The sequence below is a fragment of the Curtobacterium sp. MCLR17_039 genome, from assembly GCF_003234745.1.
Taxonomy (GTDB): domain Bacteria; phylum Actinomycetota; class Actinomycetes; order Actinomycetales; family Microbacteriaceae; genus Curtobacterium; species Curtobacterium flaccumfaciens.
In genome coordinates this window covers 1-24,782 of the sequence record NZ_QKTF01000001.1, presented here as the reverse complement: position 1 = coordinate 24,782, position 24,782 = coordinate 1, and the positions used below count along the sequence as shown (strand labels likewise).

At 70.2% G+C, this 24,782-nt stretch carries 21 protein-coding genes; 16 read left to right on the top strand and 5 right to left on the bottom strand.

What is annotated here, in order from left to right:
* The first annotated feature begins 41 nt into the window (after positions 1 to 41).
* Positions 42 to 698, top strand: a complete 657-nt coding sequence (locus tag DEJ00_RS00110) for a PepSY domain-containing protein (protein WP_181440043.1) — start codon at positions 42 to 44, stop codon at positions 696 to 698.
* 39 nt (positions 699 to 737) lie between these two features.
* Here DEJ00_RS00110 and DEJ00_RS00105 read toward each other — a convergent pair whose 3' ends face one another.
* Positions 738 to 1,037, bottom strand: coding sequence for a hypothetical protein (locus DEJ00_RS00105; protein ID WP_146247836.1), 300 nt, complete (start codon positions 1,035 to 1,037; stop codon positions 738 to 740).
* Positions 1,038 to 1,114: 77 nt separating this feature from the next.
* Positions 1,115 to 2,647 (bottom strand): amino acid permease, encoded by a 1,533-nt coding sequence (locus tag DEJ00_RS00100; RefSeq protein ID WP_027466521.1) that lies wholly within the window; start codon positions 2,645 to 2,647, stop codon positions 1,115 to 1,117.
* 138 nt (positions 2,648 to 2,785) lie between these two features.
* Between DEJ00_RS00100 and DEJ00_RS00095 the strand changes: the two genes are divergently transcribed.
* Positions 2,786 to 3,949, top strand: a complete 1,164-nt coding sequence (locus DEJ00_RS00095) for a mechanosensitive ion channel family protein (RefSeq protein ID WP_035808876.1) — start codon at positions 2,786 to 2,788, stop codon at positions 3,947 to 3,949.
* Positions 3,950 to 4,073: 124 nt separating this feature from the next.
* Here the strand turns inward: DEJ00_RS00095 and DEJ00_RS00090 are convergent, their stop codons facing one another.
* Positions 4,074 to 4,262, bottom strand: coding sequence for a hypothetical protein (locus DEJ00_RS00090; protein ID WP_027466522.1), 189 nt, complete (start codon positions 4,260 to 4,262; stop codon positions 4,074 to 4,076).
* A gap of 93 nt (positions 4,263 to 4,355) precedes the next feature.
* On the opposite strand from DEJ00_RS00090, the gene DEJ00_RS00085 reads away from it, so the two are divergent.
* Positions 4,356 to 5,507: an SLC13 family permease gene (locus DEJ00_RS00085; RefSeq protein ID WP_111056266.1), complete on the top strand. Its 1,152-nt coding sequence runs from the start codon at positions 4,356 to 4,358 to the stop codon at positions 5,505 to 5,507.
* A gap of 45 nt (positions 5,508 to 5,552) precedes the next feature.
* Here the strand turns inward: DEJ00_RS00085 and DEJ00_RS00080 are convergent, their stop codons facing one another.
* Positions 5,553 to 6,524 carry a magnesium transporter CorA family protein gene (locus DEJ00_RS00080; RefSeq protein ID WP_111056059.1) on the bottom strand — a complete coding sequence of 324 codons (972 nt, stop codon included), beginning with the start codon at positions 6,522 to 6,524 and terminating at the stop codon, positions 5,553 to 5,555.
* A 99-nt stretch (positions 6,525 to 6,623) separates the two neighbouring features.
* Positions 6,624 to 9,443: a hypothetical protein gene (locus DEJ00_RS00075; protein WP_146247835.1), complete on the bottom strand. Its 2,820-nt coding sequence runs from the start codon at positions 9,441 to 9,443 to the stop codon at positions 6,624 to 6,626.
* A gap of 235 nt (positions 9,444 to 9,678) precedes the next feature.
* On the opposite strand from DEJ00_RS00075, the gene otsA reads away from it, so the two are divergent.
* The 13 genes from otsA (at position 9,679) to DEJ00_RS00005 (ending at position 24,338) form a co-directional block, all read left to right on the top strand.
* Positions 9,679 to 11,271: an alpha,alpha-trehalose-phosphate synthase (UDP-forming) gene (gene otsA, locus DEJ00_RS00070; RefSeq protein ID WP_071246399.1), complete on the top strand. Its 1,593-nt coding sequence runs from the start codon at positions 9,679 to 9,681 to the stop codon at positions 11,269 to 11,271.
* Positions 11,264 to 12,046: a trehalose-phosphatase gene (otsB, locus tag DEJ00_RS00065; RefSeq protein ID WP_027466527.1), complete on the top strand. Its 783-nt coding sequence runs from the start codon at positions 11,264 to 11,266 to the stop codon at positions 12,044 to 12,046. Before otsA ends, otsB begins: the two co-directional genes overlap by 8 nt.
* 70 nt (positions 12,047 to 12,116) lie before the next feature.
* Positions 12,117 to 13,811: a dihydroxy-acid dehydratase gene (gene ilvD / locus DEJ00_RS00060; protein ID WP_071405815.1), complete on the top strand. Its 1,695-nt coding sequence runs from the start codon at positions 12,117 to 12,119 to the stop codon at positions 13,809 to 13,811.
* Positions 13,812 to 13,856: 45 nt separating this feature from the next.
* Positions 13,857 to 15,680 (top strand): acetolactate synthase large subunit, encoded by a 1,824-nt coding sequence (locus DEJ00_RS00055; RefSeq protein WP_027466529.1) that lies wholly within the window; start codon positions 13,857 to 13,859, stop codon positions 15,678 to 15,680.
* A complete protein-coding gene (gene ilvN, locus DEJ00_RS00050) occupies positions 15,677 to 16,177 on the top strand; it encodes an acetolactate synthase small subunit (RefSeq protein ID WP_017888842.1) in 501 nt (166 codons plus the stop codon). The genes DEJ00_RS00055 and ilvN overlap by 4 nt, the downstream gene beginning before the upstream one ends.
* A gap of 71 nt (positions 16,178 to 16,248) precedes the next feature.
* Positions 16,249 to 17,274, top strand: a complete 1,026-nt coding sequence (gene ilvC / locus DEJ00_RS00045) for a ketol-acid reductoisomerase (RefSeq protein ID WP_027466530.1) — start codon at positions 16,249 to 16,251, stop codon at positions 17,272 to 17,274.
* A 209-nt stretch (positions 17,275 to 17,483) separates the two neighbouring features.
* Entirely contained in the window at positions 17,484 to 18,674 is a 1,191-nt protein-coding gene (locus DEJ00_RS00035; RefSeq protein WP_111056057.1) for a mannitol-1-phosphate 5-dehydrogenase, read from the top strand.
* 59 nt (positions 18,675 to 18,733) lie between these two features.
* Entirely contained in the window at positions 18,734 to 19,198 is a 465-nt protein-coding gene (locus tag DEJ00_RS00030; protein ID WP_027466533.1) for a hypothetical protein, read from the top strand.
* A 41-nt stretch (positions 19,199 to 19,239) separates the two neighbouring features.
* A complete protein-coding gene (locus tag DEJ00_RS00025; RefSeq protein WP_027466534.1) occupies positions 19,240 to 19,578 on the top strand; it encodes a hypothetical protein in 339 nt (112 codons plus the stop codon).
* 157 nt (positions 19,579 to 19,735) lie between these two features.
* Complete coding sequence (gene serA, locus DEJ00_RS00020; protein WP_027466535.1) at positions 19,736 to 21,325, top strand: phosphoglycerate dehydrogenase; 1,590 nt, start codon at positions 19,736 to 19,738, stop codon at positions 21,323 to 21,325.
* Positions 21,326 to 21,338: 13 nt separating this feature from the next.
* Positions 21,339 to 22,412 carry a 3-isopropylmalate dehydrogenase gene (locus DEJ00_RS00015; RefSeq protein ID WP_111056056.1) on the top strand — a complete coding sequence of 358 codons (1,074 nt, stop codon included), beginning with the start codon at positions 21,339 to 21,341 and terminating at the stop codon, positions 22,410 to 22,412.
* Positions 22,413 to 22,427: 15 nt separating this feature from the next.
* The gene (locus DEJ00_RS00010) at positions 22,428 to 23,537 is read left to right on the top strand and encodes a branched-chain amino acid aminotransferase (RefSeq protein WP_111056055.1); all 1,110 of its coding nucleotides are present in this window, start codon (positions 22,428 to 22,430) and stop codon (positions 23,535 to 23,537) included.
* A 30-nt stretch (positions 23,538 to 23,567) separates the two neighbouring features.
* A complete protein-coding gene (locus DEJ00_RS00005; RefSeq protein ID WP_027466538.1) occupies positions 23,568 to 24,338 on the top strand; it encodes a fumarylacetoacetate hydrolase family protein in 771 nt (256 codons plus the stop codon).
* The last annotated feature ends 444 nt before the right edge of the window (positions 24,339 to 24,782 follow it).

Sequence of the window (24,782 nt, the reverse complement as noted above, 5' to 3'; positions counted from 1 at the left end):
CTTCAGGGCTGCTTCAGCACCCCGACGCGATGCTCGTCCACATGAACTTCCGCACCCAGCACCAGAAGCCCTCCGCCCGCCGCATCGCCGCGTTCGCCACCCTGCCGATCGTCGCGGCGCTCGCACTCACCGGTTGCGCCAGCGACGACTCCGACGACGACACCGGCTCGGCCGGCTCCGGCTCGGTCGGCTCGTCGGCGACGGACTCGTCGGGCTCCGGTTCGTCGTCGTCCGGTGCGTCCGGCGTCGCGTCCACCGGCTCGAACACGGCCCTGCTCGCAGCGGTCGCCACCGCACGCGGCGAGGTCGGCTCGGGCACCGTCATCTCGGTCGAGCAGGAGCAGGGCGCCTCCGCCTACGAGGTCCTGGTCGTGACGAAGGACGGCACCGAGCACGAGGTGCACACGAACGCCGACGGCACCTCGGTCGCCGGCACCCCGCAGACCGAGGCCGCCGACGCGGACGACAAGGCCGAGCACGAGCGCTTCGTCGCCGCCGCCGACCTGAGCGTCAAGCAGGCCGTCGACGCCTTCCAGGACCTGCACGCGGGGACCGTGACCGAACTCGGACTCGACGACCACGTCGGCACGGTGGTCTGGGAGGGCGACGTGCTCGACTCGTCCGGCACCAGGCACAGCGTGCGCATCGACGCCGGCTCCGGTGACGTCGTCACCGACCGTGTCGACACCGACGACTGACCCGGGCACCCGGCACCCGGGAGCTCGGCACCGGCGTCCTCAGGACTCCAGCGGCGGGCCGAGCACCTTCCGGATCGCCAGCGCAGCGAGCTGCTCGTCCGGGGTGTCGAGCAGCACCCGGTAGGTGTCCTGCCCGGCGAGGAACTCGACGCAGACGGCGTCCTCGTCGCACGGTCCGAGGCGCCACCCCTGCACCGCGTCCATCGGCACCGTCGTGCGCGTCTCGCGCTGGTAGTCGGTCTCGGCCTCGAGACGATCCGCGAACACCCGGAGGCGTCCGTAGGCACCTCGCCAGCTGAGCTGCAGGTCGAGGGTGGGAGAAACAGAGCGGTCCGGCACCCGCTGATGGTAGCGACGGGTGCCGGACCGCTCGTGTTCGGCGCTGGGGGCCTTGCGTTCCGGGGACAAGCGGAGCGCTAGCTCCCGTCGCCGTCGCGCCGTACCGAGGCGGCGGGGTCGCGGACACCGATCGGGTAGGGGCCCGTGACGCCCTCGCGCAGGGCGGCGATGCGCAGGATGCGGTCACGCTGCAGGAACCACCCGACGATGAGCAGCGGGATGATGATGACGAGCGACGCGATCGTGTACGTGCCGACGGGGTAGTCGATCGCCATCAGGACGATGACCGAGGCGAGGAACGCCAGGGTCAGCCAGGCGGTGACCGGTGCCCCGGGGAGCTTGAAGGAGGGTTCCTTCGCGAGCCCCTGCTTGGCCCACTGGCGCAGCCGCATCTGGCACAGGATGATCGTGCCCCACGCGGTGATGATGCCGAGGCTGGCGATGTTCAGGGCGATCTCGAACGCCTGGCTCGGCACGAAGTAGTTCAGCACGACGCCCGCGACGGTGAACGCCGCGGTGAGCAGGATGCCGGCGTAGGGGACACCGCCCTTCGACATCTTCGTGGTCCACTTCGGCGCCGAACCGTTCATCCCCATCGAGTGGAGCGCACGTCCGGTGGAGTACAGGCCGGCGTTCAGGGACGACAGGGCCGCGGTGAGCACGACGAAGTTCATGATGCCGCCGACGATCGCGCCGACGTGCGGGTTGCCGAGCGACGAGAAGAACGTCACGAAGGGGCTCTCGCCCTCCTTGTAGGCCGTGTACGGCAGCAGCAGGGAGAGCAGGACGATCGACCCGACGTAGAAGACCGCGATGCGGAAGACCACGGAGTTGATCGCGCGCGGGATGACCTTCTCGGCGTTCTGCGTCTCACCCGACGCGGTGCCGACGAGTTCGATCGCGGCGTAGGCGAAGACGACACCCTGGATCACGATGACCGCGGGGAGCAGCCCGTTCGGGAACAGCCCGCCGTTGTCACCCCAGATCGAGAAGCCGGTCCGGACGGCCTCGCCACCGGCCTCGACCGGGAACGCGAAGACGAGCCAGATGATCGCGACGACGAGGAACGTCACCAGTGCGGCGACCTTGATCAGGGCGAACCAGAACTCGAGCTCACCGAACACCTTCACGGCGACCATGTTCGCCGCGAGGACGACGACCAGGGCGATCAGCGCCAGCAGCCACTGCGGTGCGGCGGTGAAGGCTGACCAGTACTGCAGGTAGATCGCGACCGCGGTGGTGTCGACGATCGAGGTCATCGCCCAGTTCAGGAAGTACATCCAGCCCGCGGCGTACGCGAACTTCTCGCCGTAGAACTCGCGGGCGTACGAGATGAACGACCCCGAGGACGGGCGGTGCAGCACCAGCTCGCCCAGGGCCCGCAGGATGAAGAAGGCGAATATCCCGGCGACCAGGTAGGTCAGCGCGAGCGCGGGGCCCGCGGTGTGCAGGCGTCCACCGGCACCGAGGAAGAGGCCGGTGCCGATCGCGCCGCCGATCGCGATCATCTGCAGTTGCCGGGGCTTCAGACCGTGCTGGTAGCCCTCCTGCTCGTGCGAGAAGTCGTTCGCCGGCGCTCGGTTGCCACCCGTGTCGTTCTGCGCTGTCATGCGAGAGAACCTACATGCGCACCGGACCGGGCCGTCACGCAAACCCCGGTTCGGTCGAACCGCAGCTGCTGAACGTCCGCACAGCCGACGGTGGCCCGATCCTGAACGACGACCGTCGTCGGTTGCTTGCATGGAGGGATGGACATCCTCCTCCGACTCCTCGTCGCGATCGGGTTCGCCCTGCTCGTCACCGCCGTCGTCGCCCTCGTCCTGCACCTGGTCCTCCGGGCGATCGCGCGCCGGGAACGCTGGGCCGGCGTGCTCTCGCGACGGACGAAGCACCCGTTCCGCACCGTGCTGCTGGTGGTCCTGCTCTGGATCGCGTTCACATCGAGCATCCCGCGGAACGCCGACGCCTACCCGTGGCGCGACGAGGTCGCGCACGCCTTCCTCATCGTCACGATCGCGACCGGTTGTTGGCTGGCGTGCCAGGTCGCGATCTTCCTCGAGGACCTCGGGCTGCACCGCTTCCGCATCGACGTGCCCGACAACCGGCAGGCGCGTCGCATCCGCACCCAGGTGCTCATCATCCGGCGGCTCACCGTCGCCGTGCTCGTCATCATCGCGGTCGGCGCGATCCTGCTGACCTTCGACGGGGTCGAGGCGGCCGGTGCGAGCGTGCTCGCCAGCGCCGGCCTCATCTCCGTGGTCGCGGGCCTCGCCGCGCAGTCCACGCTCGGCAACGTGTTCGCCGGCATGCAGCTGGCGTTCTCCGGGTCGATCCGGGTGGACGACGTCGTCGTGGTCGAGCAGCAGTGGGGCCGGATCGAGGAGATCACCCTGACCTACGTCGTCGTGCACCTGTGGGACGACCGTCGGTTCGTGCTGCCGTCGACGTACTTCACGAGCACGCCGTTCGAGAACTGGACGCGGACCGGCAGCGAACTGCTCGGCGCCGTGGAGTTCGACCTCGACTGGCGGGTGAGCCCGGCCGACATGCGGGCGGAGCTCGACCGGATCCTCGACACCTCGACGATCTGGGACCGCCGGGTCAAGGTGCTCCAGGTCACGGACGCCGTCGGGGGACTCGTCCGGGTCCGCATCCTCGTGACGGCACCCGACGCCGGTGGCCTGTTCGACCTCCGCTGCTACGTCCGCGAGGAGATGGTCGAGTGGATCCAGCGCACCCACCCGGACGCCCTGCCGGTGCAGCGGGTGCAGCTCACCGAGCCGAGCGCGACGGCGCCGCGCCGACGCGGACGCCCGGCAGAGGGGGACTCGCAGCTGTTCGGCGACGACGAGCGCGGTGCGCTCTTCACCGGACCGATCCAGACCTCCGGCATCCCGGAGTCCGAGCGCTGACCCGGTGACGGGATCGGCGTGCCCTGCACGGCCAGGACGACGAACGGGAGGCACGGTGCCAGCTGGCACCGTGCCTCCCGTTCGTCAGTCCGGTCGCGTCTGCGACCGCCTGCCGCGTCTGGTCCTACTGGCGCGCCTTGACCGCGCGGTCGTCCTCGACGACCGTGCCGATCGCCACGATCGTCGTGGCGAGCCACGCGACCCAGGTCAGCGCGAGCCGCCAGTCGCGCGGTCCCTGGCGGGTGGTCTGCAGCACGCTGTAGCCGCTGATGAGCGAACTCCACACCGCACCGTTGAACATGAACTTGCGCACAGAGGCCTCCTGTCGTCGTGCTGACAACGCTACCGGCCCGTACATTGGAGCGCCGCCGGTCACCCTGCCGCGGTGTCTGCCGGAGGAGTGTTCGTGCGTCAAGCGGTCATCGGAGCGGCCCTGCTCGTGGTCGGCGCGGTCTGCGTCGTGTTCGGGCTGCTGCCCCTCGACGACCTCGCCGTGCTCGCCGACCGGGTCCTGCCGGTCCTCGGGTTCGTGCTCGGACTGACCATCGTCGCCGAGCTGGCCGCGGACGCCGGAGTGTTCGACCGCCTCGCCGACGTCGCCGCCCGGGTCGGTGGCGGACGCACCATCGGGCTCTGGGGTGCGGTCGTCGTGCTCGCCGTGCTCTGCACCGTCTTCCTGTCGATCGACACCACCGCGGTGCTCCTCACCCCCATCGTCATCTCGCTTGCACGGCGTGTGGGACTGCCCCCGATGCCGTTCGCCCTGACCACGGTCTGGCTCGCGAACACCGCCTCGCTGCTGCTGCCGGTGTCGAACCTGACGAACCTGCTCGCCGTCGACCGGATGGGGCTCGGCGGCCCGCTGCCGTTCGCCGGGCTGATGGCCTGGCCCGCGGTCGCCGGGGTGGTCGTGCCGTGCGTCGTCCTGCTCGTGGTGTTCCGGGGCAAGCTGTTCGGCCGCTACTCGCCGGTGTCCGTCCGCACGCCGAGCGACCCCGTGTTCTTCTGGGCGGCCTCCGCCGTGCTCGTCGCGCTCGTCGTCGCCCTGACGGCCGGGGTGACCGTGTGGATCGCTGCGGTCCTGGCCGCCGTGGTGCTCGTCGTGGTCGCGGCGTTCCGGTCCCCGTCCGAACTCCGGGTGTCCCGCGTGCCGTGGTCGACCCTGTTGTTCGCCGCCGGGCTCTTCGTGGTGGTCGAGGCGCTGCACACGACGGGCATCACCGACCCGATCGTGCACGCGCTGCAGGGCGGCACCGGGACCGGCCCGCTGCTGCTGCTCGGCGGTGCGGGCGCGGTGGCGGCGAACGGCATCGACAACCTGCCGGCGTACCTGGTGCTCGAACCTGCCGCCGGGCACGAGGCCGTGCGGTACGCGGCCCTGCTCATCGGCGTGAACGCCGGCTGTCTCATCACCCCGTGGGCCTCACTCGCGACGCTCCTGTGGCATGCGCGGCTGTCGGCCGAGGGCGTCCACCTGTCGTGGGGCCGGTACATGGCGCTCGGGTGCGTCGTCGCGCCGCTCACCGTCGTCGCCGGGGTCCTGGCGCTCGCGCTCTGACGTCGGCGGGGCCTCGGACCGTTCGGGTGCCGGAACCCTGCGCGGTCAGAGCCAGTCGCGGGTCTTGAAGACGCGGTAGAGCACGAGCGACGACGCGGTGATGATCGCGAGCGACGCCCAGAGCCCGCTCCAGGCTCCCTCGCCCGGGAACTCGACGTTCTGCCCGAAGAAGCTCGTCACCCCCGTCGGGATCGCGATGATCGCCGCCCAGCTCGTGACCTTCTTCATGACGGTGTTCTGCCGGTTCGACGCCAGGTTCAGGGTCGTGTCGAGCACGCTCGACACCGCGTCGCGGAGCTGTTCGACGGAGTCGGCGATCGAGACCAGGTGGTCCTCGACGTCGCGGAAGTACGGCCGGATGCCGTTCGAGATCGTCTCCGCGTCACCGTGCAGCAACGAGGCGACGCTGTCCCGCGTCGGGACGACCAGCCGCCGGAGCACCCCAAGGGTCTTGCGGAGCCGGAACGACCGCCGCTGGATCTGCTGCTCACGGGGGTCGCCCGGCTCGAACAGGTCGTCCTCGAGCGCGTCGATCTGCCGCTCCAGGTCCTCGACGGTGTCGGTGGCCCGGTCGACGACGGCGTCGAGCAGCGCCCAGACGAGCCAGGGCACGCCGTGTTCGGCGATGTCGGAGTTCGCGGTGAGCCGGTGCTCCATCGGGGTGGTGTCGACGTCGGACCCGTGGATCGTGACGAGCGCCCGTTCGGTGACGAAGGCCTTGACCTCGTGCGTGATCAGGTCGCCCTCGTCGTCCGTGCCGCCCACGTCGTAGACGACCAGGAACAGACTGTCCCGGTACCGGTCGAGCTTCGGCCGCTGTCCGTGCTCGACGGCGTCCTCGACCGCGAGCGCGTGGATGCCGAGCTCCTCCTCGATCTGCTCGAGGTCGCCCGACGTCGGGTCGGTGTAGTCGATCCAGACGAACGTGTCCGGATCGGCGACGAGGTCGGAGATCCGGTCGACGGGGAAGTCCCGCTCGACCGTGTCGCCCCTGCACCACGCCCGTGTCCTGACCATGCTCGTCAGCCTACTGAGACGGCCGACCCGTGAGATCCCGGGTCGGCCGTCGCGGCGCTGCGGAGCCGCTCAGTCGGCTCCTGCTCAGTCGGCTCCTGCTCAGTAGGCGGAGACGAGCTTGCCGTCCTCCACCTTCAGGTACTGGTTCACATCGAAGGAATCCTCGCCGCGCTTCTCGTCACCGAGGTACGAGGTGTAGCTGTACGAGACGCTCCCGTCCTTCGTGCTCGTCACCATCACGGTGCCGGCGCGGGACGCCTCGACCTGCAGCTCGGGCTTCGACGTGACGTCGTACTGCACGCCGCCGTCGGCGTCGTAGGGCCCGTACCAGGGGCAACCGCTCAGTGCCCGGAGCTCGGTCTTCTCGGCGCAGTCGTCGATCAGGTCGGTCACGTACCGCTCGGCGTCCTGCTCGAGTGCCTTGGTCGCCTTCGGTGCGAAGTCGACGTAGCCGGACGTGGCCGCGCCCACGGCGACCTTCTCGGTGCCGCCGGTGAAGTACTTCGTCCCGCCGACCGAGACCTGGTAGGTGCCGGGGTAGGCGAGGGACGTGAACTTGCCCTCGCTGATCTTCCCGATCTCCTTGCCGCCGACGGTCACGGGTGCACCCTCGAGCACGTCGGATGCCGTCAGGGTGACCTGCTGGGCGAGGGGCTGCGTGACACGCCACTCGTCCTTCACCAGGAACGAGGTGCCCGTGCGCCGCAACGACACCTGGCCGGAGCGGTTCTTGCCGTCCTGCGTGTAGCTCAGGGTGGCGATCGCGGTGTCACCGGTCCGGGCGACCCGGCCGACGCGGATGTCCGACGGGCGGTCCTTCGCGCTCCGGAGTACCTTCGAGTCGAGCATCGCGGCGTCGTCGGGGACCTCGCTCAGGTCGGCGGCGGTGTCGGCGTCACCGCTTGCGATGGCCTGCACGTAGGACTTGACGGTCGGGGCCGGACCCCACACGTTGGCGCGGAGGACGCTCGTCGTGACCGCGCCGGCGATGACGACGACGATCACGGCGCCGCCGGCGATGAGCGAACGGACCAGGATCTTCTTGGACCGCGGGGACATCGGTGCCGGAGCGGGGGCACCACCGCCGATGAACGGCTGCGACCCGTAGGCGGGTTGTGCGCCGTACGGGGGCTGCGTGCCGTAGGGCGGCTGCGACCGGTACGACGGCTGCGCGCCGGAGTTCGACTGCGGGCCGTCCGCGGGCTCCTGGCCGGACCCGGCCGGCGGGTACGGCGCCTGCTGGCCGGCGGCCGGGGGAGTGTTCCACGCGGCGGCGGCCGGAGCGCCGGCGGCGACAGGCGCGCCGGGCGCGGCGGGAGCACCGGGAGCGGCCGGGTCGACGGGGGCGGTGGGTGCCACGGGGGCACCCGGACCGGCGACGGGCCCGGCCGGGAACGCCTGCGGCACGACGGGGCGGGGGTCCGCCCCGACCAGTCGCGACGTCCGGAGCACCGCGGCACCACCGAGGCGGGGCAGGAGCACCGGAGCGAGGTACCGGGCGACGACCTCGATCACGCCGCCCCACAGGGCGAAGACGATCGGCGTCCACGGCGCGACGCCGATCGACCCCGATGCGTCCACGGAGCTCGTGCTGTTCACCTGGTACGAGGCGACGCCGGTGCCGAGGACGAAGAACAGCAGACCGAGTGCGAACCACACCAGCGGCGTGACGACCCAGTCGAGGGTGGTGCGGATCCGGTCGTTGCGGCGGACGGCGAGTGCGAGCCCGGCCGCGACCGAGGTGACGACGACGAACAGCACGACCAGCCAGGTCCAGCCGCCGGCCCCGCCGAACACCGAGGCGGTGTCGCTGGCGGACCCGAAGCCGGAGGTCCCCACACCACCGAAGAACCCGAGCGCGGTCAGCCCGACCGCGACGTTGCCGAGCAGCAGCGGCAACGCGGAGCCGAAGGAGGGCTGGGCGATGACGGCGACGACGAGGACGACGAGGGCGACCAGCACGACGAGGACCGTGAGCTGCGACGCGGCGACACGCAGTGTGCCGAGCAGGCGGGCGGCGAAGACGTTGCCACCAGCGAGGACGGAGGGCCGGGCGAGGAGCGCGGCCAGGGCACCGATGACGAACGCGCCGAGGATGCTGCCGACACCGACGGCGTGCACCGGCTCGATGACCGCGCCGGACACCGACGGGAACCGGATCGCGAACAGGGCGGCCGCGACGTTCGTGAGCACGGTGGTCACGAGGCCGGAGACCACCGCGGTGACGAGCACCTGCATGCGACCGAGGCCTCGCGTGCGGATCCGGCGGGTGAGCACGACGGCCAGGACGACCTGCGCGGTGAGCACCAGCGCGGGCACCACGGCGAGCGAGCCCGAACCGGACCCGAGGAACCCGATGGACCCGGACAGGTGCAGACGGCCGAGGTCGGCGAGGGCCACGAGCTGCGCCGGCGCACCGAGCAGCACGCTCACGCCGGAGAGCAGGGACTCCACGTCGGGGGCCGAGCCCGCGCCGAGGTCGGTGCCGGACCCGGTGGACGGAGCGGCCGAACCGCTGCCGCCGGATGCGAGCAGGCCCACGGTGATGAGCAGTGAGAGTCCGGCGACGACGTACGCCGCGACCCAGCCGCCGACGGCGGCGAGCACGGCCGCCAGCCAGTCGCGACCGGACACGGAGCGCAGGAAGCGACCGAACGCATCGGACGGCTGCGCGGCGGGGGCGGGCTGACCCGACCACTGCTGCGGGCCTCCAGGCTGCTGCTGCCAGGCGGGTTGCGACGGCGGGACGGGCTGGCCGGAACCGGACTGGCCGGGGCCTGGCTGCGACGGCGGGACGGGCTGGCCGGAACCGGACTGGCCGGGGCCTGGCTGCGACGGCGGGACGGGCTGGCCGGAACCGGACTGGCCGGGACCAGGCTGCGACGGCGGGACGGGCTGGTTGGGCGGGTTCTCGCTCACGGCTGGGGGTCCTCTCCGACCGGGAGGCCGGCGCCGCACTCCAGCACCCGTGTCCCCCCGACACGTGCCTGCAGCGTAGCGGAACCGCCGATCCGCCGTGAATGCGCTGTCCCCACGCTGGTAACTTCGGCAGCGCGCCCGGCGCACCACGCCGGCCGTCGCACCCGTCGCACCCGACGCACGACGCACCGACGCACCCGGCCCCGGCCGGGCGGAACGGAGATCACACCACCCCATGCCTGCAGACCGCACCGAACAGACCCGCTACTCGTTCGTTGTCGCCTCCAACCGTCTCCCGGTGGACCGCGTCGTCGACCAGGACGGCAACGAGGGCTGGCGGCACTCGCCGGGCGGCCTCGTCACCGCCCTCGAACCCGTGATGCGCGCGAACGACGGAGCCTGGGTCGGCTGGGTGGGGCAGGCCGAGGTCGAGGTCGCACCGTTCGACAACGAGGGCATCCACATCGTCCCCGTCCCGCTCTCCGACGACGACGTCGAGGAGTACTACGAGGGCTTCAGCAACGACACGCTCTGGCCGCTGTACCACGACGTCATCGAGCACCCGAGCTACCACCGCGACTGGTGGAACGCGTACAAGCGGGTGAACGAGCGCTTCGCCACGCAGATCGCCGAGATCGTCGAGCAGGACGGCATCGTCTGGGTGCAGGACTACCAGCTGCAGCTCGTGCCGGCCCTGCTCCGTGCGAAGCGTCCCGACCTGACGATCGGCTTCTTCAACCACATCCCGTTCCCGCCGGTCGGCATCTACGCGCAGCTGCCGTGGCGTGCGCAGATCCTCGACGGGCTGCTCGGCGCCGACGTCATCGGCTTCCAGCGCCACGACGACGCCAGCGACTTCCTGCGTGCGGTGCGGCACATCAAGGGCTACACGACCAAGGGCACCACGATCGACGTCCCGGTGGACGACCCGGCAGCCCCGCGCAGCCGCAAGGGCATCACGGTCCGGCACGTCGAGGCCAGGCACTTCCCGATCTCCATCGACGCCGAGAGCTTCGAGGCGATCGCCCGCAAGCCCGAGGTGCAGGAGCGTGCACGCGAGATCCGCGAGAGCCTCGGCAACCCGAAGACGGTGCTGCTCGGTGTCGACCGGCTCGACTACACCAAGGGCATCCGCCACCGCATCAAGGCCTTCGGCGAGCTGGTGGAGGACGGCCGGATCGCGGTCGAGGACGCGACCCTCATCCAGGTCGCGAGCCCGAGTCGCGAGCGTGTCGACTCCTACGCGGCGCTCCGCGACGAGATCGAGCTGAGCGTCGGCCGCATCAACGGCGACCTCGGCGTCATCGGCCACCAGCCGATCTCGTACCTGCACCACGGCTACCCGCGCGAGGAGATGGTGGCGCTGTACCTGGCCGCCGACATCATGCTCGTCACCGCACTGCGCGACGGCATGAACCTGGTCGCGAAGGAGTACGTCGCCGCCCGCTTCGACAACGACGGGGTGCTCATCCTGTCCGAGTTCGCCGGTGCCGCCGACGAGCTCAAGCAGGCCGTGATCGTGAACCCGCACGACATCGGGGCGCTCAAGGACTCGATCGAGCGCGCCATCCAGATGCCGCGTCGCGAGCGGTCGACGCGCATGCGCGCGCTCCGCAAGCGCGTCCGTGACAACGACGTGGCGCGCTGGTCGCGCTCGTTCCTCGAGGCGCTCGACCGACACGCGCCGCGGAACGCCCAGATCGACCCGTCCGCCGCCGACCCGCGTGAGCAGCACCGTGAGGCGCAGACCGACAACATGTCGATCTTCGACCAGGACGCCCAGTCCGCCAGGGCTGCCGAGGACACCCGGGAGGCACGTGATGACTGAGACCACCACCGACCAGACCGCCATCGACGCGGCCCTCGAGACGCTCGCGGCTGCGCCGCGACTGATCGTCGCCCTCGACTTCGACGGCACGCTGGCCCCCTTCGCCGACGACCCCTCGCAGGTCGGCGCGCTGCCCGGCTCGTGGGCCGCGGTCCTGACCCTGCACCGTGCGAAGGACACCGAGGTGGTGCTCGTGTCCGGGCGTCCGCTCGGCAGCCTGGCCGCGGTGACCCACGCACCCGAGGACATGGCGCTCGTCGGCTCGCACGGTGTCGAGTGGCGCGTGGACGGCCACGACGAGGCCGCGCTGTCCGATGACGAGGTCGGTCGAGTGGCACGGATCGGCGCCGCGCTCGACGCGGTCGGCGAACGGTTCCCGGGCGTCGTCATCGAGCACAAGCCCGCGGGGCACGGGGTGCACACGCGCCGCGTCTCCGCCGAGGTCGCTGCCGAGGCGAACGCGGCGGCGAGCCGTGCGGCGCACGAGGCCGACCCCGAGGTGCTCGAGCGCGGTGGCAAGGACATCGTCGAGTTCGCGGTGCGCCACGTCACGAAGGGCGACGCGATCGCCCGGCTCCGCGAGTTGCACGGCGCCGACGCGGTGTTCTTCGCCGGCGACGACGTCACCGACGAGGACGCCTTCCGCGTGCTCGGCGACGGCGACGTCGGGGTGAAGGTCGGGCCGGGCCAGACCCGGGCCGGGTACCGCATCGCCGACCCCGCGGCCCTGACCGGGGTCCTGAAGCAGCTGGCGAGGCTCCGCGCCACCCGCTGATCGCGGGCCCGGAGCATGAGAATGCACGGGGGTGCACGGCTGGTATCCCAAAGCGTCCTAGACTCATCCCATGCCTGATATCGACGTCAAGCCGCGCAGCCGGGTCGTCACCGACGGGATCGAAGCAACCACCTCGCGTGGCATGCTGCGGGCCGTCGGTATGGGAGACGAGGACTGGAGCAAGCCGCAGATCGGCATCGCGTCCTCGTGGAACGAGATCACGCCGTGCAACCTCTCGCTCGACCGCCTCGCGCAGGGTGCGAAGGAGGGCGTGCACTCCGGTGGTGGATACCCGCTCCAGTTCGGCACCATCTCTGTCTCGGACGGCATCTCGATGGGCCACGAGGGCATGCACTTCTCCCTCGTCTCGCGTGAGGTCATCGCGGACAGCGTCGAGACCGTCGTCAACGCCGAGCGCCTCGACGGCACCGTCCTGCTCGCCGGCTGTGACAAGTCGCTGCCCGGCATGCTGATGGCCGCCGCGCGACTCGACCTGGCGAGCGTGTTCCTCTACGCGGGTTCGGTCATGCCGGGCTACGTGAAGCAGGCCGACGGCACGATGAAGGAAGTCACGATCATCGACTCCTTCGAGGGCGTCGGTGCCTGCAAGGCCGGCACCATGAGCGAGGAAGAGCTCAAGAAGATCGAGTGCGCCATCGTCCCGGGTGAAGGTGCCTGCGGTGGCATGTACACCGCCAACACGATGGCGAGTGTGGCCGAGGCCCTCGGCATGTCGCTGCCGGGCTCCGCCGCCCCGCCGAGCGCCGACCGTCGCCGCGACTACTACGCGCACCGCTCCGGCGAGGCCGTGGTGAACATGCTCGAGCACGGCATCACCGCCCGCCAGATCCTCACCAAGGAAGCCTTCGAGAACGCGATCGCCGTCGCGATGGCGCTCGGAGGGTCGACCAACGTCATCCTGCACCTGCTCGCGATCGCCTACGAGGCCGAGGTCGAGCTGTCGCTGGACGACTTCAACCGCATCGGTTCCAAGGTCCCGCACCTGGCCGACATGAAGCCCTTCGGCAAGTACGTCATGGTCGACGTCGACCGCAACGGCGGCATCCCGGTGATCATGAAGGCGCTGCTCGACGCGGGCCTGCTGCACGGCGACTGCATGACCGTGACGGGCAAGACCGTCGCCGAGAACCTGGCCGAGATCGACCCGCCGGCACTCGACGGCGAGGTCTTCCGCACGCTCGACAACCCGATCCACGAGACCGGTGGCCTGACCGTCCTGCAGGGCTCCTTCGCCCCCGAGGGCGCCGTGGTGAAGACCGCGGGCTTCGACGCCTCCGTCTTCGAGGGCCCCGCCCGCGTGTTCGACCGCGAACGTGCGGCGATGGACGCCCTGACCGAGGGCAAGATCGAGAAGGGCGACGTCGTCGTCATCCGCTACGAGGGCCCCAAGGGCGGCCCGGGCATGCGCGAGATGCTCGCCATCACCGCGGCCATCAAGGGCGCGGGCCTCGGCAAGGATGTACTACTCTTGACCGACGGTCGATTCTCAGGCGGCACAACCGGCCTGTGCATCGGCCACATCGCACCGGAAGCAGTGGACGCAGGTCCAGTCGCTTTCGTTCGTGATGGCGACCGCATCCGTGTCGACATCGCGGCTCGCTCGCTCGACCTACTGGTCGACCCGGCCGAGCTGGAGGCCCGCCGTGACGGCTGGGCCCCGCTGCCCCCGCGCTACACCCGCGGAGTCCTCGCGAAGTACGCCAAGCTCGTCAAGTCCGCCGCCCAGGGCGCGGTCACGGGCTAGCGTCCGACACCCGCACCACCGCCACCACTCAGGCAAGGACCACTCATGCCCACGGAAGCAACTCCGTTGTCCGCGGCCGCCGGTGCACGCCGGTCGCCGGAGATCCTGACCGGCTCGGGAGCCGTCCTCCGGACGCTCGAGCACCTCGGGATCACCGACGTCTTCGGCCTGCCGGGCGGCGCGATCATCCCGTTCTACGACGAGCTGATGGCGTCGACCACGATCCGCCACATCCTCGTCCGTCACGAGCAGGGCGCCGGCCACGCCGCCGAGGGCTACGCCTCGTCGTCCGGCAAGGTCGGGGTCGCCATCGCGACGTCCGGCCCCGGTGCGACGAACCTCGTCACGGCCATCGCCGACGCCTACATGGACTCGGTGCCGTTCATCGCGATCACCGGTCAGGTGTTCTCGACGCTGATGGGCACCGACGCGTTCCAGGAAGCCGACATCGTCGGCATCACGATGCCCATCACGAAGCACTCGTTCCTGGTGACCGACCCGGCCGACGTGCCGGCGACCCTCGCCGCGGCGCACCTCATCGCGACGACCGGTCGGCCCGGTCCCGTGCTGGTGGACATCACGAAGGACGCCCAGCAGAAGTCGGCGCCGTACGTGTGGCCGCCCAAGATCGACCTGCCCGGTTACCGCCCGGTGACCAAGGCGCACGGCAAGCAGATCACCGCGGCCGCGCAGCTGCTGTCCGAGTCGAAGCGCCCGGTGCTCTACGTCGGCGGCGGGGTCATCCGCTCCCGCGCGACCGCGGAGCTGCTCCGCTTCGCCGAGGCGACCGGTGCGCCGGTCGTCACGACCCTGATGGCGCGCGGCGCGTTCCCGGACTCGCACCCGCAGCACCTCGGCATGCCCGGCATGCACGGCACGGTGCCCGCGGTGCTCGGCCTGCAGGACAGCGACCTCATCGTCGCCCTCGGTGCCCGCTTCGACGACCGGGTGACCGGCAAGGCCGACGAGTTCGCGCCGGACGCCAAGGTCGTCCACGTCGACATCGACCCGGCCGAGATCTCGAAGATCCGCTTCGCCGACGTCCCGATCGTCGGTGACGCCCGCGAGGTCCTGGTCGACCTGCTCGACGCCTGGGGCGGCATCGCCGTCGAGGACCGCGCGTCGACCGACGAGTGGTGGGCGAAGCTCCACCAGCTCAAGACCGACTTCCCGCTCGGGTACGCCGAGCCGACCGACGGACTCCTCGCGCCGCAGGGCATCATCAAACGCATCGGTGAGCTCTCCGGTCCCGAGGCCGTCTACGCCTCCGGTGTCGGCCAGCACCAGATGTGGTCCGCGCAGTTCATCAAGTACGAGCGGCCCAACGCCTGGCTCAACTCCGGTGGAGCCGGCACCATGGGCTACTCGGTCCCCGCGGCGATGGGTGCGAAGGTCGCGCAGCCGGACCGCGTGGTTTGGGCGATCGACGGCGACGGCTGCTTCCAGATGACGAACCAGGAGCTCGCGACCTGCGTCATCAACGACATCCCGATCAAGGTCGCGATCATCAACAACTCGTCGCTCGGCATGGTCCGGCAGTGGCAGACGCTGTTCTACGACGGCCGGCACTCCTTCACCGACCTCGAGACGGGGCACGCCTCGCGCCGCGTCCCGGACTTCGTGAAGCTGGCCGACGCCTACGGTGCGCTCGGCATCCGCGTCGAGAAGGCCGACGAGGTCGACGCCGCGATCGAGCTCGCCCTGGCGACCAACGACCGCCCGGTGGTGATCGACTTCGTCGTGAGCCGTGACTCGATGGTCTGGCCGATGGTCCCGCAGGGCGTCAGCAACTCCTCCATCGAGTACGCCCAGGCACTCGCGCCCACCTGGGACGACGAGGACGCCGACATGACGGGAGAAACCGCATGAGCCACGTCCTCTCCCTCCTCGTGGAGGACAAGCCCGGTCTGCTGACCCGTGTCGCCGGACTCTTCGCCCGGCGCGGGTTCAACATCGAGTCGCTCGCCGTCGGCAACACCGAGGTGGACGGCCTCAGCCGGATCACGGTCGTCGTCGACGTCGAGGACCTCCCGCTGGAACAGGTGACGAAGCAGCTCAACAAGCTGGTGAACGTCATCAAGATCGTCGAACTGGACTTCTCGCAGTCGGTCCAGCGCGAGCACATGCTCGTGAAGGTGCGCGTCGACAACCAGACGCGCTCGGCGGTGCTCGAAGCAGTGAACCTGTTCCGTGCCCAGGTCGTCGACGTGGCGACCGACTCCCTGATCGTCGAGGTGACCGGCGACCCCGGCAAGATCCAGGCGATCCTCCGCGTGCTCGAGCCCTACGGCGTCAAGGAGCTCGCCCGCGCGGGCCTCCTCGGCATGGGCCGCGGACCGAAGAGCATCACCGACCGGGTGCGCTGAGCGCCCGTCACACCCTTCCCGGGCGCCGATGGTGCCCGGCACAGACCACAGAACCAAGGAGACACACCCTCGTGACTGACATCGTGTACGACGCCGACGCCGACCTGACGCTCATCCAGGGCAAGAAGGTCGCCGTCATCGGCTACGGCTCGCAGGGCCACGCCCACGCCCTCAACCTCCGTGACTCGGGTGTCGAGGTGAAGATCGGCCTGCAGGAGGGCTCGAAGAGCCGGCAGAAGGCCGAAGAGGCGGGCTTCGAGGTCCACACCCCGGGCGACGCCACCGCCTGGGCCGACGTCGTCGTCATCCTCGCGCCGGACCAGGTCCAGCGCATCGTCTACGCCGAGGACATCCGCCCGAACCTCAAGCCGGGCGCGACGCTCGTCTTCGGCCACGGCTTCAACATCCGCTTCGGCTACATCGAGGCGCCCGAGGGCGTCGACGTGTCGCTCGTCGCGCCGAAGGGCCCGGGGCACACCGTCCGCCGCGAGTACGAGGCCGGCCGTGGCGTCCCCGTGATCGTCGCCGTCGAGGTCGACGCGTCCGGTTCCGCCTGGGACCTCGCGTGGTCGTACTCCAAGGCCATCGGTGGCCTCCGCTCCGGCGGCATCAAGACGACCTTCACCGAGGAGACCGAGACCGACCTGTTCGGCGAGCAGGCCGTCCTCTGCGGTGGCACCTCGCAGCTCATCCAGTACGGCTTCGAGACCCTGGTCGAGGCGGGCTACCAGCCGCAGATCGCCTACTTCGAGGTCCTGCACGAGCTCAAGCTCATCGTCGACCTCATCTGGGAGGGCGGCCTCACCAAGCAGCGCTGGTCGATCTCCGACACCGCCGAGTTCGGTGACTACGTCTCCGGCCCGCGCGTGATCTCGCCGGACGTCAAGGAGAACATGAAGGCGGTGCTCGCGGACATCCAGAACGGTGCCTTCGCGAAGCGCTTCATCGAGGACCAGGACGCCGGCGCTCCGGAGTTCAAGGCGCTCCGTGCCAAGGGTGAGGGCCACCCGATCGAGGCCACCGGCCGTGAGCTTCGCGCTCTCTTCGCGTGGAAGCAGAACGACGGCGACTACGTGGACGGCTCGGCCGCGCGGTAGTCTTCCGAGAACCACTCGATGACGAGGCGGCGGTGCACCTGCACCGCCGCCTCGCGATGTGACCCGAACGTTATGCAGCAGCTCTTCTCCAGCCCCGACGCCGCGGACCGGCGTCCCTCCGCCGTGCGCGCGGACGATTCCCGACACCCGTCGGCCGTGCTGCGCACCCGCGGTCAGGACCGCCCCGACCAGCATGGGATGATCGTTCGATGGCGGTGACGAAGCGAGCGGTCCACATCGGCGCCGGCAAGATCGGGCGTGGGTTCGTGGGCCAGTTCCTCGTGGCGAGCGGCTACGAGCTCACCTTCGTCGACGTCGACGAACGCGTGGTCTCGGCGCTGAACGAAGCCGGCCGGTTCGTGGTGCACGAGGTCGGCGAGATGCCGGTCGAGCACCTCGTCTACGGGTTCCGTGCGCTCAGCAGCAAGACCGACCGCGAGCGTGTGGTGCAGGCCATCGCCGAGGCCGACGTGGTGACCACCGCCGTGGGCGCACGCACGCTCCCGCTCGTCGCGCCGCTCATCGCCGAAGGGCTCGCGGCACGTCCGCTCGAGCGCGGTGACGTCACGATCGTGGCCTGCGAGAACGCGTTCAACGCGACCGACTCCCTGCACGCCAGCATCCGCCGCGCCCCCATCCTCGAAGACCGCGACATCGCCGCCGTCTTCGCGAACTGCGCGATCGACCGCATCGTCCCGGACCAGTCCGGTGTGCTCGGGCAGTCCGGCGGCCTCGACGTCGTGCTCGAACCGTTCTACGAGTGGGTCATCGAGCGCACCCCGTTCCTCGGCTCCGACGCCGAACCGCCGACGATCGAGGGCGTCACCTGGGTCGACGACCTGCAGCCCTTCGTCGAGCGGAAGCTCTACACGGTCAACACGGCGCACGCCACCGCCGCCTACCACGGCTACGTGCGGGGCATCCGGCTCATCCGCGAAGCACTCGAGGACGACGCCGTTCGCGCCGAGGTCGACGGGGTGCTCGCCGAGACCACCGCACTGCTGATCGCGAAGCACGGCTTCGACCCCGAGGACCACGCGCGCTACGTCGCCGCGAACCTCTCCCGCATCGCGAACCCGCACCTGCCGGACTCCACGGCACGCGTCGGCCGCAACCCGCTCCGCAAACTCGGCCGTCGTGAACGCTTCGTCGGCCCGGCGTCACAGCTCGCCGAGCGCGGCCTGCCCGTCGAACACCTGCTCGGTGCGGTCCGCGCGGCGCTCGCGTTCGATGACGAGAACGACCCGGAGTCGATCGAGCTGCACGCGCTCCTGCGCTCCGGGGCGACCGCGCACGCGCTCACCGAGATCCTCACGGGCCTGATGGAGAGCCACCCGCTCTTCCCTGCCGTCCGCGACGTCGTCGCCGAGGTCCTCGCGACGCAGCCGGCCGACGTCTGACGTCGACCTCCCGGCCGTCGCTGGTCTCCCCGGGGTCGTGTCCCTCGTAGAATCGGGGCATGACCACGGCAGCATCCCCACCAGACGGGTCGATCGACCCGGACGTGCCGAACGCCGTCGACACCGACGACGCCGCCCTCAGCTGGGGTGACGCGGACGACGCCACCCACGTCGACGCGGCGCACAACCCGGTGGCGGTGCGCGACCGCGGAGCCCGTGACCCCGAAGCACCCGAGACCTCCGGCGCGCTCGTCGGGTTCGGCGTCTTCGGTGGCCTCTACCTGCTCTACACGGTGGCCTGGCTCCTGACCGCGTCGACCGCGTACGTCTCCGGCGTCGACACCGTCCTCACGCTCTTCGTCGAGGTGCTCCGCTTCCTCGCGATCCTCGCGCCGGCACTCTGGTTCACGGTGGTGCTCTGGGCAGCGCGCAGCAGCCGCACCCGGACCCGCCTGCTCTGGATGCTCCTCGGCGCCGTCGTGCTCTTCCCCTGGCCGTTCCTCCTGACGCGGAGCTTCGGGTGACCGGGGCAGTGCCGGCGACGACCCGCCGGAACAGTGCCCCCGTGGTCGCGAAGATCGTGGTCTGGGTCGTGTTCGCGGCGCTGTTCGCCTACATGACGGTGCAGGCCGTCGGCAACCTGACGCAGATCAACCAGCGGGTGGACGCCTTCAACGCGTTCCTCCAGACGACCTCGGGTGGCGACTCGCTGCAGACCAGCACCCCGTGGCTGTGGCTCGTGCTCGACATCCTCATCGCGCCGGTCGCGTTCGTCGCGGCGATCGTCATCACCCGGCGCGCGAGCCTGCCCGTCACGATCGCGGTGTTCGTGGTCGCGTTCGCGGGTGCCGGCGCCCTCTGGCTCGACCTCCAGCTGTTCGTCCCGACGCTGCTGGACTTCTGACGTGACCCGCCCACGGCCAGGAGGCACGGTGCGGCCCCGCCCCGCGCCTCCCGGCCGTCGTGTGGTTCTCCACAGGACCGCTCCCGCGGTCGTAACCACCGGCCCGCGTCGATAGCATGGTGGGATACCAACCGTCTCGAGTGAGGAAACAGCTGCTGTGTCGAAGCCGGTCGTCCTGATCGCCGAAGAACTCTCGCCCGCAACGGTCGACGCCCTCGGGCCCGACTTCGAGATCCGGAACGTGGACGGCACCGACCGTCCGGCGCTCCTGGCGGCGCTGTCCGACGCGCACGCCGTCCTCGTGCGGTCCGCCACCAAGATCGACGCCGAGGCGATCGCCGCGGCACCGAGCCTGAAGGTCGTCGCCCGTGCCGGCGTCGGCCTCGACAACGTCGACATCAAGGCCGCGACGACCGCCGGCGTGATGGTGGTGAACGCCCCGACCTCGAACATCATCTCGGCGGCGGAGCTCACGGTCGGGCACATCCTGTCGCTCGCGCGGCACATCCCGGCCGCCCACGCCTCGCTGGCCGCCGGTGCGTGGAAGCGCTCGTCGTACACCGGTGTGGAGCTCTACGAGAAGACCGTCGGCATCATCGGCCTCGGCCGCATCGGCGCGCTCATCACCCAGCGGCTGCAAGCCTTCGGCGTGACGGTCATCGCGTACGACCCGTACGTCACCACGGCACGTGCGCAGCAGCTCGGGGTCGAGCTCGTCTCCCTCGACGACCTGCTGCGCCGAGCGGACTTCACCACGATCCACATGCCGAGGACGCCGGAGACCCTCGGCATGATCTCGGACGCCCAGTTCGCCCTGATGAAGCCGACCGCGTTCGTCGTGAACGTGGCCCGCGGCGGCCTGATCGACGAGGACGCCCTGCACCGTGCACTCACGGCGAACACCATCGCCGGCGCCGGCCTCGATGTCTTCGTCGCCGAGCCCCCGAAGGACTCACCGCTCCTGGCACTCCCGAACGTCGTCGTGACGCCGCACCTCGGTGCCTCCACCGACGAAGCGCAGGAGAAAGCAGGCGTCTCGGTCGCCAAGTCGGTCCGTCTCGCCCTCGGCGGCGAGCTCGTGCCCGACGCGGTGAACGTGGCCGGCGGGGTCATCGACCCGTACGTGCGCCCCGGCATCCCGCTCGTCGAGAAGCTCGGCCAGGTCTTCACCGCCCTGGCGACCTCGCCGGTCACGAGCATCGACGTCGAGGTGCACGGCGAGCTCGCCGAGTACGACGTCAGCGTGCTGAAGCTCGCGGCGCTCAAGGGCGTCTTCACCGACGTCGTGAGCGACCAGGTCTCGTACGTCAACGCCCCGCTCATCGCCGAGCAGCGCGGGGTCACCGTCCGCCTCATCACCGAGACCGACAGCCCCGAGTACCGCAACGTGCTGACGATCCGCGGTGCCCAGTCCGACGGCCCGGCGATCAGCGTGTCCGGCACGCTCACCGGCCCGAAGCAGGTCGAGAAGCTCGTCGAGATCAACGGGCACGACGTCGAGGTGCCGCTCGACCGGCACCACGTCGTCATGGAGTACACCGACCGACCGGGCATCGTCGCGGTCTACGGCAAGGAGTTCGGCCAGGCCGGCATCAACATCGCCGCGATGCAGATCTCGCGCGAAGCCGCCGGTGGCCAGGCGCTGAGCGTCCTGACGGTCGACTCGCCCGTGCCGGCCGAGATCCTCGAGCACGTCCGCTCGGCGATCGACGCGTCCTCGCTCCGCGAGATCGACATCACGCTCTAGGAGAGTGGCGGACATGAGCAGCGCGCAGACGATCCGACTCGCGGTCATCCGTGGTGACGGCATCGGCCCCGAGGTCGTCGACGAGGCCCTGAAGGTCCTGCACGCGGTCCTGCCAGACGACCTCGTGGTGCATGAGACCCCGTTCTCCCTCGGCGCCGCACGGTACCTGGAGACCGGCGACATCCTGACCGACGACGACATGGCAGCGATCGCGCAGCACGACGCGATCCTGCTCGGAGCGGTCGGCGGTGACCCGCGTGACCCGCGGCTCGCGGGGGGCATCATCGAGCGCGGGCTGCTCCTCAAGCTCCGCTTCGCGTTCGACCACTACGTGAACCTCCGGCCGACGACGGTGCACCCGGCCGTCCCGACACCGCTCGCCGACCCCGGCGAGGTCGACTTCGTGGTCGTGCGCGAAGGTACCGAAGGGCCCTACGTCGGCAACGGCGGTGCCATCCGGACCGGTACCCCGCACGAGATCGCGACCGAGGTCTCGTTGAACACCGCCTTCGGTGTCGAGCGGGTCGTGCGGTACGCCTTCGCGCTGGCGGACCGACGCCCGCGTCGCCACCTGACCCTCGTGCACAAGAGCAACGTCCTGGTGCACGCTGGAGCCCTCTGGCAGCGCACCGTCGCGGCCGTCGGCGCCGAGTACCCGGACGTCACGGTCGACTACCAGCACGTGGACGCGGTCACCATCCACATGGTGCGCGACCCCGCACGGTTCGACGTCATCGTCACCGACAACCTGTTCGGCGACATCATCACCGACCTGGCCGGCGCGATCAGCGGCGGCATCGGTCTGGCGGCCTCGGGCAACATCAACCCGGACGGCACCTTCCCCAGCATGTTCGAGCCGGTCCACGGTTCCGCGCCGGACATCGCAGGTCAGCAGCTGGCCGACCCCACCGCCGCGATCCGTTCCGTCGCCCTGTTGCTCGACCACATCGGTCGCGGTGACCTGGCGGCCGCGGTGACGGCTGCGGTGGAGTCCGACCTCGCCGACCGGGGCACCGCGCCGCGTCGCACGGCCGAGATCGGCGACGCGATCGCCGCCGCGGCCACGGCACGCACCACCACCGCCTGAGAAGGAGTCCTCCCCATGAGCACCGACACCGCCTTCGGACTCGAGTTCGCCAGCACCCCGTCCGCCGATCGTCGCGCGGCCGCCGAGCGCGAGCAGATCCTCGCCGACCCGGGCTTCGGCAAGCACTTCACCGACCACATGGCGACGGTCGAGTGGACGCTCGACGACGGCTGGCACAGCGCGTCGATCCACCCCTACGGGCCGCTGTCCCTCGACCCGAGCGCGAGTGTCCTGCACTACGCCCAGGAGATCTTCGAGGGGCTCAAGGCCTACCGGCACGCGGACGGTTCGGTGTGGTCGTTCCGACCGGACGCCAACGCCCGGCGATTCCAGCGGTCCGCGCGACGGCTCGCTCTGCCGGAGCTCCCGGTCGAGGCGTTCGTCGAGTCGATCCGGCAGTTGGTGCAGACCGACGTCGACTGGGTGCCCTCGGCGCCCGAGACCAGCCTGTACCTGCGGCCGTTCATGATCGCGACGGAGTCGTTCCTCGGTGTCCGGGCGGCACAGGCCGTCGCGTACCACTGCATCGCGAGCCCGGCCGGTGCGTACTTCACCTCGGGCCCGAAGCCGGTGTCGATCTGGCTGTCGACGCAGTACGCCCGTGCCGGCAAGGGCGGGACCGGTGCGGCGAAGACCGGCGGCAACTACGCCTCGTCGCTGCTGCCCCAGCAAGAGGCCTACGAGCACGGCTGCCAGCAGGTGATGTTCCTCGACTCGGTGGAGGGCAAGTACCTCGAAGAGCTCGGCGGCATGAACGTCGTCCTGGTCAAGTCCGACGGCACCCTCGTCACGCCCGACTCCGACTCGATCCTCGAAGGGATCACGCGTGACTCGATCCTGCAGCTGGCCGAGGACCGCGGCCTGACCGTCGAGAAGCGCCGGGTGACCCTCGACGAGTGGCGTGACGGCGTCTCCGACGGCTCGATCACCGAGGCCTTCGCGTGCGGCACCGCCGCCGTGGTGACCCCGATCGCCGAGCTCCGGGGCGACGGCTTCACGATCGGTTCGCCGACCGTCGGGGCGGGGGAGCTCACGATGTCCCTGCGCGACGAGCTCACCGACATCCAGTACGGCCGTCGTCCCGACCCGCACGGGTGGATGACCAAGCTGACCGACGCGTCCTGATCGACCGGCGGGCGTGGGTAGGGTCGAACGGTGAAGATCGCACGGTTCAGCAGCAAGGGTGAAGACCCCCGGTACGGCATCCTCGACGAGCGCGCTCTGGTGGTGCTCGCGGGAGACCCGATGTACCAGGGGTTCGAGACCACGGGGGAGCGCGTGGCACTCGCCGACGCCAAGCTCCTCGCCCCCGTCATCCCGCGCTCGAAGGTCATCGGCGTCGGGCTCAACTACTCGGAGCACGCCTCGGAGATGGACGAGCGCGCCGGCGACGACCCGGTGGTGTTCCTCAAGCCGAACACCTCGGTGATCGGTCCGGACGAACCCATCCGCCTCCCCGCCGACATCGGACGCGTCGACCACGAGGGCGAACTCGCCATCGTGATCGGTTCACTCGCGAAGAACGTCCGGCGTGAGGACTTCGCGAGCGTCATCCTCGGCTACACGATCGCCAACGACGTGACCGCCCGTGACCTGCAGGCGCGCGACGGTCAGTGGACCCGGGCGAAGGGGTTCGACACCTTCTGCCCGCTCGGCCCCGTGATCGAGACCGAGATCGACCCGTCGGACATCCGCATCGAGACCCGCGTCGACGGTGACCTCCGGCAGGCTGCCTCGACGAACGAGATGGTGCACGACATCCCGTCGCTCGTCGAGTTCGTGTCCTCGATCTGGACCCTGCTGCCCGGTGACGTCATCCTGACCGGGACCCCGGCGGGTGTCGGACAGATCCGCGACGGCGAGATCGTCGAGGTCACCATCTCCGGCATCGGTTCGCTCAAGAACCCCGTCATCGCCCGGCACTGACAGCGCTGCCGAACGGCCCGTTCCCCCAGGTGGGGAGCGGGCCGTTCGTCGTTCTCGGGGCAGTGCCCAGCCGCGGCGTAGATGGCGACACGCCCGGGATGTGGCCCGGCTTGGCGCTGCCGTTCACCTCTGCGTAAAGTAATCACTCGTTGCCGCTGAGGCGGAGAACGGAACGGCCGAGACGATCACCGGGTTGAACACCTGGAGATGCAGTCCGGACGGGGCCCCCGCTCAGGCAACCAACTCCTCGGAACCACGACCTCTGGTTGTGCGCCCAGGATGTTGTACAAGACGAATGCCTCTCTGGCGGAACCTGTGATGGGTCGAGCGGGGAGTGCGTCTGGTCCTTGAGAACTCAACAGCGTGCACATTGTCAATGCCAATTTATTGATTGACCTCGTGCCTGGTCGGCTTGCTGACTGGGTCATGAAGCAATTCCTTTTG